We start from the raw sequence: 15,032 nt of genomic DNA on the forward strand, positions 1-15,032 counted from the left end.
GCTCCTTCGGCAGTTGGTTTTGTTTGGCGACTTACCATCCTACCGTCAGCGGGGCCATGTCCCTGTCGCGGGACTGGGTCTATTCGGTTCTCAACATTTGCGAAAGAAACTGTACGTCATCCCGGGCGCCGCTACAGGTAGCGCAGGAAGTCCGCGCAGGCCCTGGAGAGGAGCGGCTCGGCGCGGTGGACGACGTAGATCGTGCGGTACTTGCGCTCCGTGAGGTGCTTGGGGACGATGCGGTAGGGGTTGCGCCTGAGGATGAGGGAGGGCAGCACCGCGAGGCCGAGGCCGCTCTCCACCATGGACATGATCACGTAGTCGTCCCAGGTCTCGAAGCGGACATCCGGCGTCAAGCCGGTGCCCTCGAAGACCATGCCCGTCTCGTCGTCCTCGCCGCGCTTGAGCAGGAGGAACGGCTCCGTGCAGAGGTCGGCCACGTCTATCGACGCCTTGCTCGCGAGGGGGTGGTCCTTGGGGACGATGGCGAAGTACTCGTCGCGCTTGAGCGCCTCGTACGAGAGGCTCGCGTCCTTGGGGACGCGCGAGACGAACCCGCAGTCGACCCTCCCCGAGGCGGCCCAGCCCTCGATCTCCGTGTAGTCCCCCATGAGCAGCTCGTAGTCCACGCCGGGATGGGCCTCCTCGTAGCGCTTGATGATGCCCGGAAGCCAGTGCGTCGCCACGCTCGAGAAGGTCCCGATCCGGATCCTGCCCGAGGCGATGCCGCGGATGTCTGCCACCTCGGACTCGAGCCGGTCGTAGTCGGCGCAGACCATCTCCACGAATGGGAGGACGCGCGCGCCGTCGCCCGAGAGGCGCACGCCGCTGCGCCCTCGCTCGAGGAGGGTGATGCCCCAGTCGCGCTCGAGGTCGGCCACCATGCGGCTGATGCCGCTCTGCGAGTAGCTGAGGGTGGCGGCGGCCTTGGTGAAGCTGCCTTGGCGCACGGTCTCGACGAGCGCCCGGTACTTCTGGATATTCGCGTCCGTCTCTGTCGTCACCTGCCCCTATGCGGGGAGCGTGCCCCACTTGCATCTGGTTTCCTCATGATACCCATCTAATATATTCGCTTTTATAATTTGTCGGATGATGGGATATTTACAGAAAGGTTAATTCCATCTCGGAGTGGAGTACCCCATGAGCAACGCCAGGCGTTCTGACCTCGTCAAGTACCTCCTCGCGCTCGTCCTGTGCGGCTCCAACGGGATCGTGGCCGCCTACATCGACCTCCCCTCCGACCAGGTGCCGCTGCTCCGCGCCCTCATCGGGTTCGTGACCCTGGCGGCGGTCCTGCTCGTCAGGAACCGCGGCACCCAGGGCCTCGCCGCGCGGAGCCACCCGCGCGAGGTGCCCTACCTGCTCGCCTCCGGCGCCGCCCTCGGCACCGGCTGGATCCTGCTCTTCCGCTCCTACCAGATGATCGGCGTCGGCGTCACCACGCTCATCTACTACCTCGGCCCGGTGCTGGTCATGGCCCTCTCGCCCGTGCTGTTCGGGAACCGCCTCAACAGGCACAAGGTCCTCGGTTTCGCCGTCGTGGCCGCCGGCGCCTTCCTCATCGGCTCCGACAGCCTCGCCTCCAACCCGTCCGTCCCCGGCCTCCTCCTGGCGTCGCTCACCACGCTGTGCTACGCGCTGATGGTGGTCTGCGCCAAGCGGGTGAGCCACATCCACGGGCTCGAGAACGCGACCATCCAGCTCGGCGGCAGCCTCGCCGCGGTGGCCGTCCTCTTCGTGGCGAGCGGCGACGCCCTCGTGGCCATCCCCGCCTCCTCCGTGGTCCCCGTCCTCGTGATCGGCCTGGTCAACACCGCCGTCGAGCTCTACGCCTACTACACCGCCATCGACGCGCTGCCGGTGCAGAGCGTCGCGGTCCTCGGCTACCTCGAGCCCCTCTCCGCAGTGGTCCTCTCCGCCCTTGTCCTGGGCGAGCCCTTCGGCCTCGCCCGCGTCGTCGGCACCGCATGCATCCTGGGCGGCGCCGTGTGGTGCGAGCTTGTCGGCAACCGCCATGACGCCGCCTCTGCGGGCGAGAAGGACGCGGAGCTCGCGCGCGCCGGCCGCATCCACGCGCGTCGCGCCCGCACCGGCCGCCCCGACGCCCGCAGGCGTCCGGCGGTGTCGGCGACGCAGGTCCGCGGCGCCTAGCCCCTGGGGGCGCAGGCCGCGCACACCGCGCGTCCTTCTCGCCCTGGCGCGCCCCTCTCGCCCTGCGCCCTCCCGGCGAGCCGAAGGGCTACACTTACCCGCGTCCGTAGGGTTCCGCGTAGGGTCCGACCCACGCCCGCACCAGGGAGGGGATATATGTCCAAGCAGCAGACCCGGGGGGACGTACGCCCGTCGCCGGCCCCCGAGGGCTTCTCGCCCGTCGTCACCTGCACCGAGCACGTGCGCTCCAACCTCCTCGTGGGAATCGAGGTCGAGGTCGCAGGCGCCCTGGTTGCCGCCTTCTGCCTCTCGCCCATCTGGGGCCCGGGTTGGGTCCTCGCGCTCGTCCGGATCCTGCTCCTCGCCATCGTCGCCGCAAGCATGGTCATGGGCGTCATCCAGATTCTCGGCTACTTCAACAAGCGGGTCGAGATGGACGAGGGGGGTCTCGTCTACACGAGCAGCACCCGCCGCTCGGAGCACCACCCATGGTCAGACGTCGTCGCCTACGACACGCGCGAGGACATGAACTCCCTCGAGCTCGTATTCTGCGGCCGAAAGCGGCGCACCTTCCACAAGTCGAGCGAGAACTACGAGCAGATGGTCGACTACGTGATCGACCACACCGAGCTGGTCAGCGTCAAGTAGGCCGCGCCGACAGGCGCCGGCAGGGCATGCGAGGCGGCGGGGTGTCCCGCCGCCGGAGCCTTGGGGCGCACGTCCTTCTCGGCTACTCGCCCTCCTTGCGGAACTCGTCGACCTCCTTGAGAAGCCCCAGGCCGCGCTCGCTCAGCATGAGGCCCTTGCTGTGCTCGAGGAACTTGTGGGAGCCGTGCGCCGTGACGAAGGCCATGAACTGCTCGTCGCACGCGAGGCGCGAGACGAACAGCAGCATCTCCTCCCCGTCCCCGAAGGCGTCGTCCAGGAAGTCGAGGACGTGGTCGAGCTCGTCGCCCGTCTGCTCGACCTTGGCCGAAAGGCTGCGCACGTAGTCGTTGAAGCAGCTCGTCGCGCCCTTCCACGCGGCGTCGCCGGCCTCGGTGCCGTGCAGCGCCGCGGCGCTGCGTAGCGCCTCCGCGGCGACCTTCCCGAGGATCGCCTTGTGGCTCGCGGCCGCGTCCAGGCGCGCCTTGGAGGCGCCCGCCCTGGAGAGGCGCCTGAGCTCCTCCTCCGCACCCCTCACCGGCTCGGCGAAGGCGGAGCGCACGCTCGCGCCGTCGAGCTTGGGCTTCAGGGTGGCGAGGTCGTTGTGCACGTCCTTCAGGGCGGCCTCCTCGCTGACGTCGGCGTGCACCTCGCGCAGCAGCGCCTCGAGGGTCAGGTTGAGGAAGGCGAGCCGCTCGTCGAAGCGCGCGGCCTTGAGGCGGGCCTTGCCCTCGGGCGGGACGCCTCCGGCCAGGACGTCCTTGATGTGGTACTTGTCCTGGTACTTCTGGAAGAGCTCGTAGTACAGGGAGAAGTCCTCGGCGATGTCGGGGTCCTGCAGGTACTGGCTCACGAGGGAGAGGCTCACGTCCATCCCCTCGCGCTCGTAGACCTGGACCATGCGCGAGAGGTCCTCCCAGCCGCGGGCGGTGACGATGCGGGTCCCCTTGACGTCGGAGCGCACGTGGAAGAAGTTGTCGGGCTTGGCCTGCAGGTAGGAGGTGATCGCGGAGTGCACCCCGTGCGCAACCGCGTAGTCGAGCCAGACGTCGAGGTCGGGCTCGATGTCGATGCGCTTCATGCGGTCGAGCATGGCCGGGTCGAACTCGCGCGCCGAGCGGTTGTACTCGGGCGGGTTGCCGGCGGTCACGATGACCCAGCCCTCCGGGAGGCGGTGCTGACCGAACTGCTTGAACTGCAGGAACTGAAGCATGGCCGGGGCGAGCGTCTCGCTGACGCAGTTGACCTCGTCGAGGAAGAGGACGCCCTCGTTGACGCCGGTCTCCTCCATGGCGTCGTAGGCGGCGGCGATGATCTCGCTCATGGTGTAGCGGCTCACCTTGTAGGCGTGGCCGCCGAAGGTCGCGTCGTCGATGTAGGGCAGGCCCAGGGCGCTCTGCCTCGTGTGGTGCGTGATGGAGTAGGAGACGAAGTTGATGCCCAGGTGCTGCGCGACCTGGGAGACGACGGCCGTCTTGCCCACGCCCGGCGGGCCCATGAGGATGATCGGGCGCTGCATCTGGGTGGGGATCAGGTAGAGGCCGTTCTCGTCCGTGGCGAGATAGGCCCTGACGGCGCACTCGACCTGCTCGGTCGCCTGCTTGATGTTCATCGTGCAACCTCCTTGAGCTCCCTGGGCGAGAGCACGAACTGCACCGCCCACGGGGGAACGACCTCCTTGCGATAGTTCTCGTCCAAGAAGACGAACGCGCACTTGTAGGACGGGACGCGCGTGGGGTAGACGCCCCAGCCGTCGGTGAAGTAGATGAGCCCGTCGACCCTGGCGAGCTTGCCCTCGGCCACGAGGGAGTCGACGTAGCGGAAGGCCGGTCGGAAGTCCGTGCCCCCGAAGCCCTTGAGCTCGACGCCCGCGGCCCACCTCCTGAGGTCTTCCGCGGAGCCGATGACCACGTCGCTCCTGACGGCGGCGTCGCACTGGACGACGTGAACGTTCGTGCGGCCCCCCGACGAGGCCCCCTGGGCGATCACATCGTAGGCGGCCTCGACGAACTCGCGCACGGCCTCCCCCTCGACCGAGGCCGAAGTGTCGATCACAATCACGAAGTCGTGGACCGCCCTCTCCTCGCGGTACTCCAGGTTCTCGATGAGGGGCATGTTGCCATACAGCTCGAGGCCGTAGGCGTAGAACACGTAGTCGAACTCGTCGGGCGAGACGCGCATCGCCTCCTGGACCCTCGAGAACTGGCGGAGAAACTCGCGTAGGTCGCGCTTGCGCGAACCCGCGACCTCGAGCTCGTGCCTGAGGTCGCCCAGCGACTGTCCGCGCCCGCGCGAGATGGTCTCCAGGTCGAGGCGAACGCTCTTGCCGGCGTGCTTCCAGCGGGCCTCGAGCTCCGCGCGGTCGGGCTCCTGGGAGCCCCCCGGCGCCTCGAAGCTCGCCTCGCTGAAGCCGACGCGCTCCTCGCCCCCGCGCGCGCCCTCGCCCGCGCCCTCCCTGGCGCCGGACGAGGCGCCTCCCCCCTCGTCGCCCGTGCGGCCCCGGGCGTCTGCGGCGGAGGAGACCGGCGAGGAGCCCTCGCCGCCGCCCGCGTGCACCCTCGCCTCGGCGGCGTCGTCCTCGGAGGCCTCGCCCGTGCCGCGGGTGCGGCCGTGCGCCTCGGGGAACCAGCGCTTCGGGTCGTCGACCCTGAAGGCGCCCGCCCACCGCTCGCGCACGCCGGAAAAGCGCCCCTCCTCGAGGGCGTGGTAGACCTTCTCCGTGGTCGGACGCTCGCCGAGCTCGGCCTCGAGCTGGGAGAGGACGATGTCGAGGGCCTGCCCGCGCGCGCCGGGACGCTTGCCGCAGAGCTCGGCGGTCAAGCGCTCCGCGATGACGTCCGAGGCTACCGCCCAGGAGTCCGGGTCGATGGCGGGGGTCGTGAAGGGGTGGAGCAGCAGGCAGTGGACGACCACGTGCGTGAGGTCGTGCACCGGGGGCTGGCGCGTGTCGGCGAACTCCTCGAGCACGCGGTCGGGATCGAAGAGGAGGCGCCTGCCGTCCGTGGCGAAGGCGGCGCCGAGGCCCTCCTGGGCGACCGGCTTCAGGAGCTCGACCGCGGGGGTCAGGAAGTGGTTCTCAGAGAGCATCGTGAAGCGCGCCAGCTCGACCACGCGCTGTGCGAGCTCGGCCTTGCGCCCGGGTGCCGCACCCCCCTGCTCCGGGGCGCCCGGCAGACCGGCGGCCACGTCCCTCGACATCTTGTCCTCCGTCTCGGCCACCCCCTCGAAAGCCCCGACGCGCGCCCCAGGGTGCGTCCCCACGCTCAGAATAGCAGGTCGCTCAGGCTGTCCCGTCCGTCCTCGTCGCCCTCGTCCGCCTGCTCGTGCAGGGAGAGCAGCCAGGTGGAGATCTCGGCGTGCCCGGCCGCCGAGGCGGCGTCTATGCCCCGCTTGAGCACGGCGGGCGTGAAGGCGTCCCTCCAGGCCGGCAGCTCGCCCATCCGCTTGAGGGCGTTGAGCTTGCCCTCCTTGGCGAACAGCTCCACGATGCAGGCGTTCTCCTCCTCGGTCCCCGCGGAGAGGTAGGGCACCATGCGCTCGACGAGGCGCGGGCGGGCCCTGAGCCAGGGATAGGACTCCAGGGCCTCGAGGAAGGTCGACGGCGACTGCTTGCAGACGAACATCATGATGCGAGGGTCCTCGTCCGAGCGGATGAAGTTGCTGAGGATGAGGTCGATGTACTCCGAGCCGAAGCCCTTCTCGTCCTTGAGGCGTCCCATCCTGGACGCGAGGTTGAGGCAGGCCCTCGCCGTGTCGGGGTCGTGCTTGTCGGGGGCCTTGTACGCCTCGTCCGCCTTCACCACCGCGGCACGGAAGAGGTCGTCGAAGACGACGGAGTCGAACCTCCCCTCCTCAGCGAGGGTGCCGACCAGCGACGCGGTTGCCCTCAGGCTGGTCTTTGTGCCGAAGGAGCCGCCCACGAGCTGCTCGCGACCCGTGAAGGGAGCGAAGACCTCCGATCCCACCGTCCGCTCGCCTGGGCTCAGGAAGAGGTTGGGGCTGTTGCGCGTGAGGTCGAAGCGCGACAGCGACGCCTCGTGGGCGGCGATCGCCCGGTAGAACTCGAGCCTCTCCACGTCCTGGAGCAGGTCCACACCGCGGTCGAGCAGGTCGCGCGCGACGTCCTCCCTGGCCACGCGCAGCGCCAGCGCGAGTGCCCATCCCTCGTACGCGAAGGGCGCCAGCACGTCGTACATGAAGTCCACGAGCAGCTTGGGGCCGTAGACGCACGAGCGCTCGAGAAGGTCGACGAGCTCGGCGGCGGTGGCCTGGTCGCGCAGCTCAGAGACGGCCATCGTGAGAGTGACGGCCTCCGTCACCTGCCCGGCGGCGATTGCGTCGCGATCGCGGGCGAGAAGGGCCTGCAGCTGCGCCCTGTCCTTGTCGTCCCTCATGCTCCACCCCAACCTTCCGCCGCGGCGCGCGACGGTCGCGGCCTCGTCCCGACCCGCTCCTCGGGACCCATTCCAAAGGAGTTATTCTAGCGCCCCGCACGGGCTGCGGGGTGACCCCTCCCTCACGAGCGGTGCCCACAACAGACGAGCGGGACGGTCTGGGGGGCAGGCGGGGTGCTCCGGGGGCCGCCCGCCGCCGGCCGGGCGCCTCCCGGGAGCACGGACCACCTCCCCATATAATGGCCCTACCGCACGCCTGCCGCGGGGCCTCCCGAGCGCGCGGGACGAGGGGGCAGAATGGACCGACGACCCGAGCTTCTCGACTTCACCTTCGCTTCCGCCGACGGCGCGAGCACCCTGCACGGGCGCGCCGCGTGGCCGGCCGGCATGGGGCCCGCCGCCGATGCGGGCACGCCCGCCTCGGCGCTGCCGCGGCCGCGGGGCGTGGTGCAGGTCGTCCACGGGATGGCGGAGCACGTCGAGCGCTACGACGAGCTCGCGCTGTGGCTCGCCGAGCGCGGCTGGCTCGTCTGCGCACACGACCAGATCGGTCACGGCCGCTCTGCCGACCCCTCCCGCTGGGGCTCCATCCCCTCGCGCGGGGGCAAGGAGGCCCTGCTCGAAGACGTCGACCGCCTGCGCGCGGCCACCGCCGCCCGCATCGCGCCGAACACCCCCTACTTCCTCCTCGGCCACTCCTTCGGCAGCTTCGTCGTGCGCGCCTACGCGGCGAGGCGGGGCGCGGGGCTCGCCGGCGTCGTCGTCTCGGGCACCGGCTACGTGCCGCCCGTGGCCTCTGCCGCCGGACGCGCGCTCGCCCTCGCCGTCTGCCGTCTGCGTGGAGACGAGTGCCGCAGCGAGCTTCTGCACTCCATGGCCGACGGCGCCTACGCCAAGGCGGTCGAGGGGGCCGAGAGCGGCTTCGAGTGGCTCTCGTACGACAAGGGGAACGTGGCCTCCTACATCGCCGACCCGGCGTGCGGCTTCATGTTCTCCGCCGGCGGCTACGCCACGCTGTGCGACCTCACGCTCGAGACCTGCGGCCAGGCCTGCGCGGACAGGGTCCCCAAGTCGCTGCCGCTGCTGTTCGTCTCGGGCGCGGACGACCCGGTGGGAGGCTGCGGCAAGGGGGTCGCCAAGGCCTGCCAGCTGGCGAGGCGCGCCGGCTCGACGGACGTCTCGCTCAGGCTCTACCCGGGGATGCGCCACGAGATTCTCAAGGAGGACGGCAGGAGGCTCGTCTACCACGAGCTCCTCGACTGGCTGGAGGCACGCTCGTGAACGGCAAGAGGTACGTCATCGCGCTCGACCAGGGGACCACCTCCTCGCGCTCCGTCCTGATAGACCGCACGGGGAGGATGGTGGACTTCGTCCAGAGGCCGTTCCAGCAGATCTTCCCCGAGCCCGGCTGGGTGGAGCACAACCCGCAGGACATCCTCTTCACGCAGCTCGGCTCCCTGACCGAGCTCCTGCACCGCCACAACCTCACCGAGCGGGACATCTGCGCCATCGGCATAGACAACCAGCGCGAGACGACCATCGTGTGGGACCCCACGACCGGCGCTCCGATCGCCAACGCCATCGTCTGGCAGTGCCGGCGCACCACCCCGCTCGTCGAGGAGCTCTGCGGCACCCCCGAGGTGCGCGCCATGGTCCGGGCAAAGACGGGCCTCCTGCCCGACGCGTACTTCTCCGCCAGCAAGATCCGCTGGCTGCTCGACAACGTCGAGGGGGCCAGGGAGCGCGCCGAGGCGGGTGAGCTGCTCTTCGGGACCGTCGACACCTACCTCGTCTGGGTGCTCACGGGCGGCCTTGTGCACGCGACCGACCCCACCAACGCGAGCCGCACGATGCTCTACGACATCCACGAGGGGCGCTGGGACCCCGAGCTCCTCGAGCTGTTCGACATCCCTGCCTGCATGCTGCCCGAGGTCAGGCCGAGCGCGGGGAGCTTCGGCGAGACGAGCTACCCCGGCATCCCGGCGGGCATCCCCATCTGCGGCGTCGCCGGCGACCAGCAGGCTGCGCTCTTCGGCCAGTGCTGCTTCCGGGCGGGCCAGGCCAAGAACACCTACGGCACGGGGTGCTTCCTGCTCATGCACACCGGCGGGACCGCCCCCACCTCCACCCACCAGCTCGTCACGACCATAGCCGCCTCTGCACCGGGCTGCGACCACACCGAGTACGCCCTCGAGGGGTCGGTCTTCGTGGGCGGGGCGCTCCTGCAGTGGCTGAGGGACGAGCTGGGGCTCCTGCGCTCCTCGAGCGAGTCCGAGATGATCGCGGAGCGCGTGAGCGACACGGGGGGCGTCTACGTCGTCCCCGCCTTCACGGGCCTCGGCGCTCCCTGGTGGGCGCCGGAGGCGCGCGGGCTCATCTGCGGCCTCACGCGCGGCACCACCCAGGCGCACGTCGTGAGAGCCGCCCTCGAGTCCATGGCGTACCAGGTCCACGACCTCGCGCGGGCCATGGAGGCCGACGCCGGCCGCAGGATCGAGACGCTCAACGTCGACGGCGGCGCCTCGCAGAACAAGTTCCTCCTGCAGTTCCAGAGCGACGTCCTGCGCTGCCAGATCAGGCGCCCCCTCAACACGGAGACGACCTCCCTCGGGGCCGCCTTCCTCGCGGGCCTCGCCTCCGGCTTCTGGGAGGACCCCTCAGAGCTCGAGGAGCTGCGCCAGAGGGACCTCGTCTTCGAGCCCGAGATGGACGAGGCGCGCGCGGACGCCCTCGTGGCGGGGTGGCGCAAGGCGGTCGAGCGCACGCTGCTGTAGCGTGACCACCGGGGCCGCACGTCACGCGCGCGACCACCGCTGGTAACCGTCCCGTTACCCGCGGCCGGCGAGGGCTTACAATCGGGACGTGCGTCCTATGGTCACCCGTCGGATCGAGAGCAGGCCGAGACGCCCCTCCGGGGCGGCGCGCCCGCGCCTCGTACGCCGGGCCCCAAGGTCAGGAGATGTGCCATGAACGCTATCGACGAGCCCTTACTCTACGCCTGGCTCAGGATGTCGACGACCCTGGAGGACATCCAGCCCTACACCCGGCTCACGAGGAACGAGTCGCTCATCTGCCACGTGCTCTTCCGCCAGGAGAAGACCCACCCGGGCGTACCCCTCACCCCCACCGACATCTCCCGCCGCACGAAGATCAGGAAGTCCCAGGTGAACCGGAGCCTCAACCAGCTCGAGCGAAGGGGCATAATCACACGCGAGCATTCGACCGCCGACCGGCGGAAGGTCTACGTCCACTTCATGACCGAGAACGCGAGCGCCTTCTTCGAGATGTACGCCAAGTCCATCGAGATGACCGACAGGTTCGTGAGCGCGGTCGGTGCCGATGAGGCGGAGCGCCTCATCGCGGTCATGGACAAGGTGACCGAGATCGCCGAGTCGGTCTACCTAGGAGAGGACGAGCAGCGTGGCACAGGGTACCTACAAGTCTAAGCAGATGATCGTCGTCCGTCGGGACCTCAAGATGCGCAAGGGGAAGATCGCAGCGCAGGCCGGGCACGCGTGCGTGGAGGCGACGCTCATGGCGCTCGCGCGCGAGCGGCGCCTGGACGAGGTGCGGCTCTCGGACGACGAGGGCTGGGTGTACCTGGACGACGAGGGCACCGAGCCCACGCCCCTCTCCGAGTGGTTCGACGCGGGGGTGGCGAAGGTCTGCGTGTACGTGGACTGCGAGGAGGACCTTCTCGACCTCGCGCGGCGTGGGCGCGAGCAGGGCTTCCTCGTCGCGCTCGTCCGCGACGCCGGCCTCACGGAGTTCCACGGCGAGCCGACCTTCACCTGCCTCGCATTCGAGCCGCTGGCCGCCGAGCAGATCGACCCGCTGACGGGCGACCTCCCGCTCTTCTAGACAGACCCTCGGTCCCGAGGTACTTCTCGCCCGACCTGGGACCTTAGGGGCCATCGCAGGCGCCGCCAGCGCAACGTCATGACCACCCCCGGACGACGGCTGGATCAGGCTCCCGAGCGTCGGCGAGGATGGGCCCCGGTCGTTGGCTGATTTAACTTTTTGTATCTTCCCATCCCCCGTGCCGAGCTGATGGTAGCTTTATGCGGAGTTGTCAATGAAGCCTCCCTTGGAATGGCAGGCCGCTGGGACAGGGGCCGCAACCGGCTCCACGCCGCGGCTACCCCTCGCGGGGCTTCCCTAGGAGGAGACATGAAGGCAGCAAGGCTCGGCAGCGGGGAGAGGCCACAGCCTCCGCGGCAGGCACGAGGCAGGTCGTGGCGACCGGATCCCCCACGGGGGCGGTCGCTGACGCCACCGTCCATGCGCAGGGCGAGGTTCCCGAGGGCCGCGAGGCGGAGGACGAGGGCCCCAAGGACCCCTCGGAGGACAAGGACGCGGAGCAGCCCGAGCTCCCGCCGATCGCCGACGAGGCCGTCTTCGACATCTCGCCCGAGCTCACCGGATCCTCCAGGAGGGTCGCCACCCAGGGCGACCATGGGACCGAGGGGACCAACGTCGAGAGCGACGCCTCTGCGAACGTACTCGGGCAGTACTGGCGCACGGTGAGCCTCGGCGGCAGCGAGTACCGCTTCGTGAGCCTCAAGGGCGGCGCCCTCGGCTACGACGCCGCGACCGAGAGGGCCAACGTCCGGATCGTCGGCAAGGACAGCGATGACGCGCGCTGGACGCTCGTCAAGAACGACGACGGCTCCTACTCCCTCGCCCCCGCGGCGGACAGGAGCCTGCGGCTCGACGTCTCCGGCGCGGGGAGCGACAACGGCACGAACCTGCAGGTCTGGGATGACAACGGCACCAAGGCGCAGAGGTTCTCGCTCCAGCAGGCGCAGCTCGTGGAGAACGGCACCTACGCCATCGAGTCCGGGCTCTCCTACCCGCTCGTGCTCGACGTATCCTGCGGCTCCTCGGACGACGGCGCCAACGTCCAGCTCTGGTCGACCAACGGGAGCGCCGCGCAGCACTTCCGGGTCACCCTCAACCAGGACGGGACCTACTCCATCGTGAATGCCGCGACGGGCAAGTCGCTCGACATCACCGGCGCGAGCAGACGCAGCGGCGCGAACCTGCAGATGTACGAGGTCAACGGCACCGACGCCCAGAAGTGGACCATCCTGCCCGGCGAGGGCGGCCTCAAGATCCGCTCCATCGCGAGCGGGCTCGACCTCGACGCAGCGGGCGGGGTCGCCGCCAAGGGCACCAACGTGCAGCAGTACTACGGCAACGATACGAAGGCGCAGCTCTGGAGCTTCAAGGACGGCAGCTGGGAATACTTCCGGGGCTTCGGTGCCGTGCGCGAGAGGGTCATCCAGGCGGCACGCGAGCAGGAGGGCGTGCGCTACTGGTCGATGCACAGCGGCCCGAGGGGCTCGGAGGACGAGGGCTTCGGCTGCGCCATGCTCGTCTGCTACGCCTACAACAAGGTCCTCGGCACGGACTGGTACGGGCACTGCTGGTACCTCTGGGGCTCCGCGAACGGCACCGGCGGGTTCGACTACCCTCTCGAGGTCGTGTCCGACCCCGAACCGGGTGACATCGTCATGTACCTCGACTACGACAGCGGCTGGTGCGAGGCGGCGTCGCACGCCGCTCTCTACGTCGGCAACGGTCGCGTCATCGGCGCCAACGGGGAGGGCTCCCCGTACAGGAGGCCCTGGTGGGGCAGGGTCGAGGAGACGAGCGTCGGCGCGCAGGCATACGGCCGCCTCGTCAGCTACATCCGCTACCGCTGGTTCTAGCTCCTCGCCGGCACCGGCTCGTTGCTCATGGCGCGTGTGCCGGAGGGCGCGATTCGCCGACGTTCACCGCCCGTTCACGGATGTGTCAGTGCTATGTAAAGCCATTTTCGCAGTAACCGGGCCACGGGCACCGAGTAAGCTGGAACCAATCACAGGTACCTGTGTTTGTTTTCGCGCGATGCGCGACACAAGAGAGGAATCTCATGGCAGAGGATTTTGAGAACGAGCCCGCAAACGACGAGGAGCTCGCAGCCCAGGCGGAGGAATCCGCGGCTTCCGACGAGAAGAGCAACGACAACGCACACGACACCATCGAGGAGATGCCCCTCGTGGACAAGGTGGGCCGCCTCGGTGGCCTGCTGCACCGGTACACCAAGCACCAGGCCGAGGCCCATGGGCGCTTCGGCGACCCCCTTCGCGGCCAGGGTCGCCTGCTCACGCTGCTGAAGGCAAAGCCCGTCACCACGCAGAAGGAGCTCTCCTTCCTTCTCGACATGCGCCAGCAGTCCCTCTCCGAGCTTCTCTCCAAGCTCGAGGAGAAGGGCTTCATCACCCGTGAGAAGTCCGACGAGGACGCGCGCGTGATGATGATCAAGCTCACCGACGCCGGCAGGCAGGCCGCTCCCGACCTCACCGACATCGACCCCAACGAGGACGTCTTCGACTGCCTCACCGACGAGGAGAAGGACCAGTTCGGCGAGTACATCGTCAAGGTCACCAAGTCCCTCGAGCAGAAGCTCGTCGCCATGGGCGACGACCCCAACGCCCCGCGTCCCAGCCGCGACAGGGATCGCGGCGGCTACCGCGGCGGGCGCGATGACCGTGGCGGGCGCGGCGGCTACCGTGGCGGTCGCGACGACCGTGGCGGGCGCGGCGGCTACCGTGGCGGTCGCGACGACCGTGGCGGACGCGGCGGCTACCGCGACGACCGCGGCGGCTACCGTGGCGGTCGCGACGACCGTGGCGGACGCGGCGGCTACCGCGACGACCGCGGCGGCTACCGTGGCGGGCGCGACGACCGCGGCTTCAGCAAGCCCGGCTTCAACCGCGACGACAGCAGGCGCGGCTACCGCAACTCCGGCAGGTACGAGAGCCGCAACAACCGCGACGGCGAGTAGCTGAGACAAGGACCGACGCCAGACGGAGTCCACAACAGCCTGATAGCGGGAATCCATCGCCCCCGCCCCTCGGACCGGAATGCCCGGCCGAGGGGCGGGGGCTTCTCCTTGCGCACGTATTGGGACTTAGGGGCGGGTCGCACCCCGATCAGAGGCCCCTGGCGAAGAGGGCGAGCACCCGCTCGTCCTCCCAGCGCACCTCGAGGTCGAACGGAACCCTGCACGCGCAGCTGAGACATGCCGTGGGACCCAGCGTCTCCCGCGGCCCTCCCGGCGCCAGGTCCTTCTCCGCCACCGCAGAAGACGTCCGGAGAGAGCCGTCGCCCATGATCACGCGCGTCTCGTGCAACCAGCCATCGAGGAGCTCGGGGTGCCTCCGGAAGTCCGCGGCGAACCCCGTGCCGATTCCCTTGAGCGTCGCCTCGAGCTCGGCCCAGGCGCAGGAGAAGGCAGTTCGCTCCCCCACCGTCGATCCGTCTCCCAGCGCCTTCGCAGCCTCGTCGCCGAACACACGGCGGGCGACGCGCGCGTCGAAGCCGATGCGGGCGAGGTCCACGCCGACCTCTGCGTCCGGGCACAAGGCTAGGGCGACCATTCCCGCGTCGTGCGAGATGCTGATCCGGGGCGTTCCGGACACAGGTGGCCTGGCGGGCGCGGCGTCCATCCCGGGCTCATCGTTCGTGCCGGGCACGATGGCACCCGCGAGCGCGGGCTTTCCTCGCACGCCCCACGAGAGGTCCTCGTCGCACGTCACGCCGGCGCACATCCTGAGCAGCAGTCCCACGCCAAGCTCCTCGAGCGAGCGCTCCGGCGGAACGCGCTCGGCGGCAGACGCGTAGCGAGGCGCGACGAGCGCGCGGCACTCGCCCTCGTGCCCCCTCAGGGTGAGCGTATGCAAGATTGATATGACTACCTTCGTACGGCGTGTCATCGCGCAAGACCATCCCCGCGGAGAGAGCGTCTCCGAGCGAGGGAAGGCCGACGCCCGGCACCTCTAGAACGAAGGCTCG

The 15,032-nt window shown here is 69.5% G+C and carries 13 protein-coding genes; 8 read left to right on the top strand and 5 right to left on the bottom strand.

Features of this window, described 5'->3' with window-relative positions:
- Window positions 1-131 precede the first annotated feature (131 nt).
- Window positions 132-1,004 carry a LysR family transcriptional regulator gene (locus tag VXJ25_RS06675; RefSeq protein WP_330958431.1) on the bottom strand — a complete coding sequence of 291 codons (873 nt, stop codon included), beginning with the start codon at window positions 1,002-1,004 and terminating at the stop codon, window positions 132-134.
- Between the two features lie 136 nt (window positions 1,005-1,140).
- On the opposite strand from VXJ25_RS06675, the gene VXJ25_RS06680 reads away from it, so the two are divergent.
- Complete coding sequence (locus VXJ25_RS06680) at window positions 1,141-2,151, top strand: DMT family transporter (RefSeq protein WP_330958432.1); 1,011 nt, start codon at window positions 1,141-1,143, stop codon at window positions 2,149-2,151.
- Between the two features lie 156 nt (window positions 2,152-2,307).
- Window positions 2,308-2,799 (top strand): hypothetical protein, encoded by a 492-nt coding sequence (locus VXJ25_RS06685; protein ID WP_330958433.1) that lies wholly within the window; start codon window positions 2,308-2,310, stop codon window positions 2,797-2,799.
- Between the two features lie 82 nt (window positions 2,800-2,881).
- Here the strand turns inward: VXJ25_RS06685 and VXJ25_RS06690 are convergent, their stop codons facing one another.
- The 3 genes from VXJ25_RS06690 to VXJ25_RS06700 form a co-directional block, all read right to left on the bottom strand.
- Window positions 2,882-4,408, bottom strand: coding sequence for an ATP-binding protein (locus tag VXJ25_RS06690; RefSeq protein WP_330958434.1), 1,527 nt, complete (start codon window positions 4,406-4,408; stop codon window positions 2,882-2,884).
- Window positions 4,405-5,994 carry a DUF2201 family putative metallopeptidase gene (locus VXJ25_RS06695; protein ID WP_330958435.1) on the bottom strand — a complete coding sequence of 530 codons (1,590 nt, stop codon included), beginning with the start codon at window positions 5,992-5,994 and terminating at the stop codon, window positions 4,405-4,407. Before VXJ25_RS06695 ends, VXJ25_RS06690 begins: the two co-directional genes overlap by 4 nt.
- A 65-nt stretch (window positions 5,995-6,059) precedes the next feature.
- A complete protein-coding gene (locus tag VXJ25_RS06700) occupies window positions 6,060-7,190 on the bottom strand; it encodes a hypothetical protein (protein ID WP_330958436.1) in 1,131 nt (376 codons plus the stop codon).
- A 297-nt stretch (window positions 7,191-7,487) separates the two neighbouring features.
- On the opposite strand from VXJ25_RS06700, the gene VXJ25_RS06705 reads away from it, so the two are divergent.
- From VXJ25_RS06705 to VXJ25_RS06730, 6 genes are all read left to right on the top strand, one after another.
- Window positions 7,488-8,471 (top strand): alpha/beta fold hydrolase, encoded by a 984-nt coding sequence (locus VXJ25_RS06705; protein WP_330958437.1) that lies wholly within the window; start codon window positions 7,488-7,490, stop codon window positions 8,469-8,471.
- On the top strand, window positions 8,468-9,964 hold the full coding sequence (gene glpK, locus VXJ25_RS06710) for a glycerol kinase GlpK (RefSeq protein WP_330958438.1): 1,497 nt from the start codon (window positions 8,468-8,470) through the stop codon (window positions 9,962-9,964). The genes VXJ25_RS06705 and glpK overlap by 4 nt, the downstream gene beginning before the upstream one ends.
- 192 nt (window positions 9,965-10,156) lie before the next feature.
- The gene (locus tag VXJ25_RS06715; protein ID WP_330958439.1) at window positions 10,157-10,636 is read left to right on the top strand and encodes a MarR family winged helix-turn-helix transcriptional regulator; all 480 of its coding nucleotides are present in this window, start codon (window positions 10,157-10,159) and stop codon (window positions 10,634-10,636) included.
- On the top strand, window positions 10,611-11,051 hold the full coding sequence (pth2, locus tag VXJ25_RS06720) for an aminoacyl-tRNA hydrolase (protein ID WP_330958440.1): 441 nt from the start codon (window positions 10,611-10,613) through the stop codon (window positions 11,049-11,051). The genes VXJ25_RS06715 and pth2 overlap by 26 nt, the downstream gene beginning before the upstream one ends.
- A gap of 374 nt (window positions 11,052-11,425) precedes the next feature.
- Window positions 11,426-12,904: an RICIN domain-containing protein gene (locus VXJ25_RS06725; RefSeq protein ID WP_330958441.1), complete on the top strand. Its 1,479-nt coding sequence runs from the start codon at window positions 11,426-11,428 to the stop codon at window positions 12,902-12,904.
- Window positions 12,905-13,107: 203 nt separating this feature from the next.
- Window positions 13,108-14,022 carry a MarR family winged helix-turn-helix transcriptional regulator gene (locus VXJ25_RS06730; protein ID WP_330958442.1) on the top strand — a complete coding sequence of 305 codons (915 nt, stop codon included), beginning with the start codon at window positions 13,108-13,110 and terminating at the stop codon, window positions 14,020-14,022.
- Between the two features lie 148 nt (window positions 14,023-14,170).
- Here VXJ25_RS06730 and VXJ25_RS06735 read toward each other — a convergent pair whose 3' ends face one another.
- The gene (locus VXJ25_RS06735; protein ID WP_330958443.1) at window positions 14,171-14,920 is read right to left on the bottom strand and encodes a 4'-phosphopantetheinyl transferase family protein; all 750 of its coding nucleotides are present in this window, start codon (window positions 14,918-14,920) and stop codon (window positions 14,171-14,173) included.
- Between the last annotated feature and the right edge of the window lie 112 nt (window positions 14,921-15,032).

It is taken from the genome of Olsenella absiana, from assembly GCF_036408855.1.
GTDB classification, from domain to species: Bacteria; Actinomycetota; Coriobacteriia; order Coriobacteriales; family Atopobiaceae; genus Olsenella_K; species Olsenella_K absiana.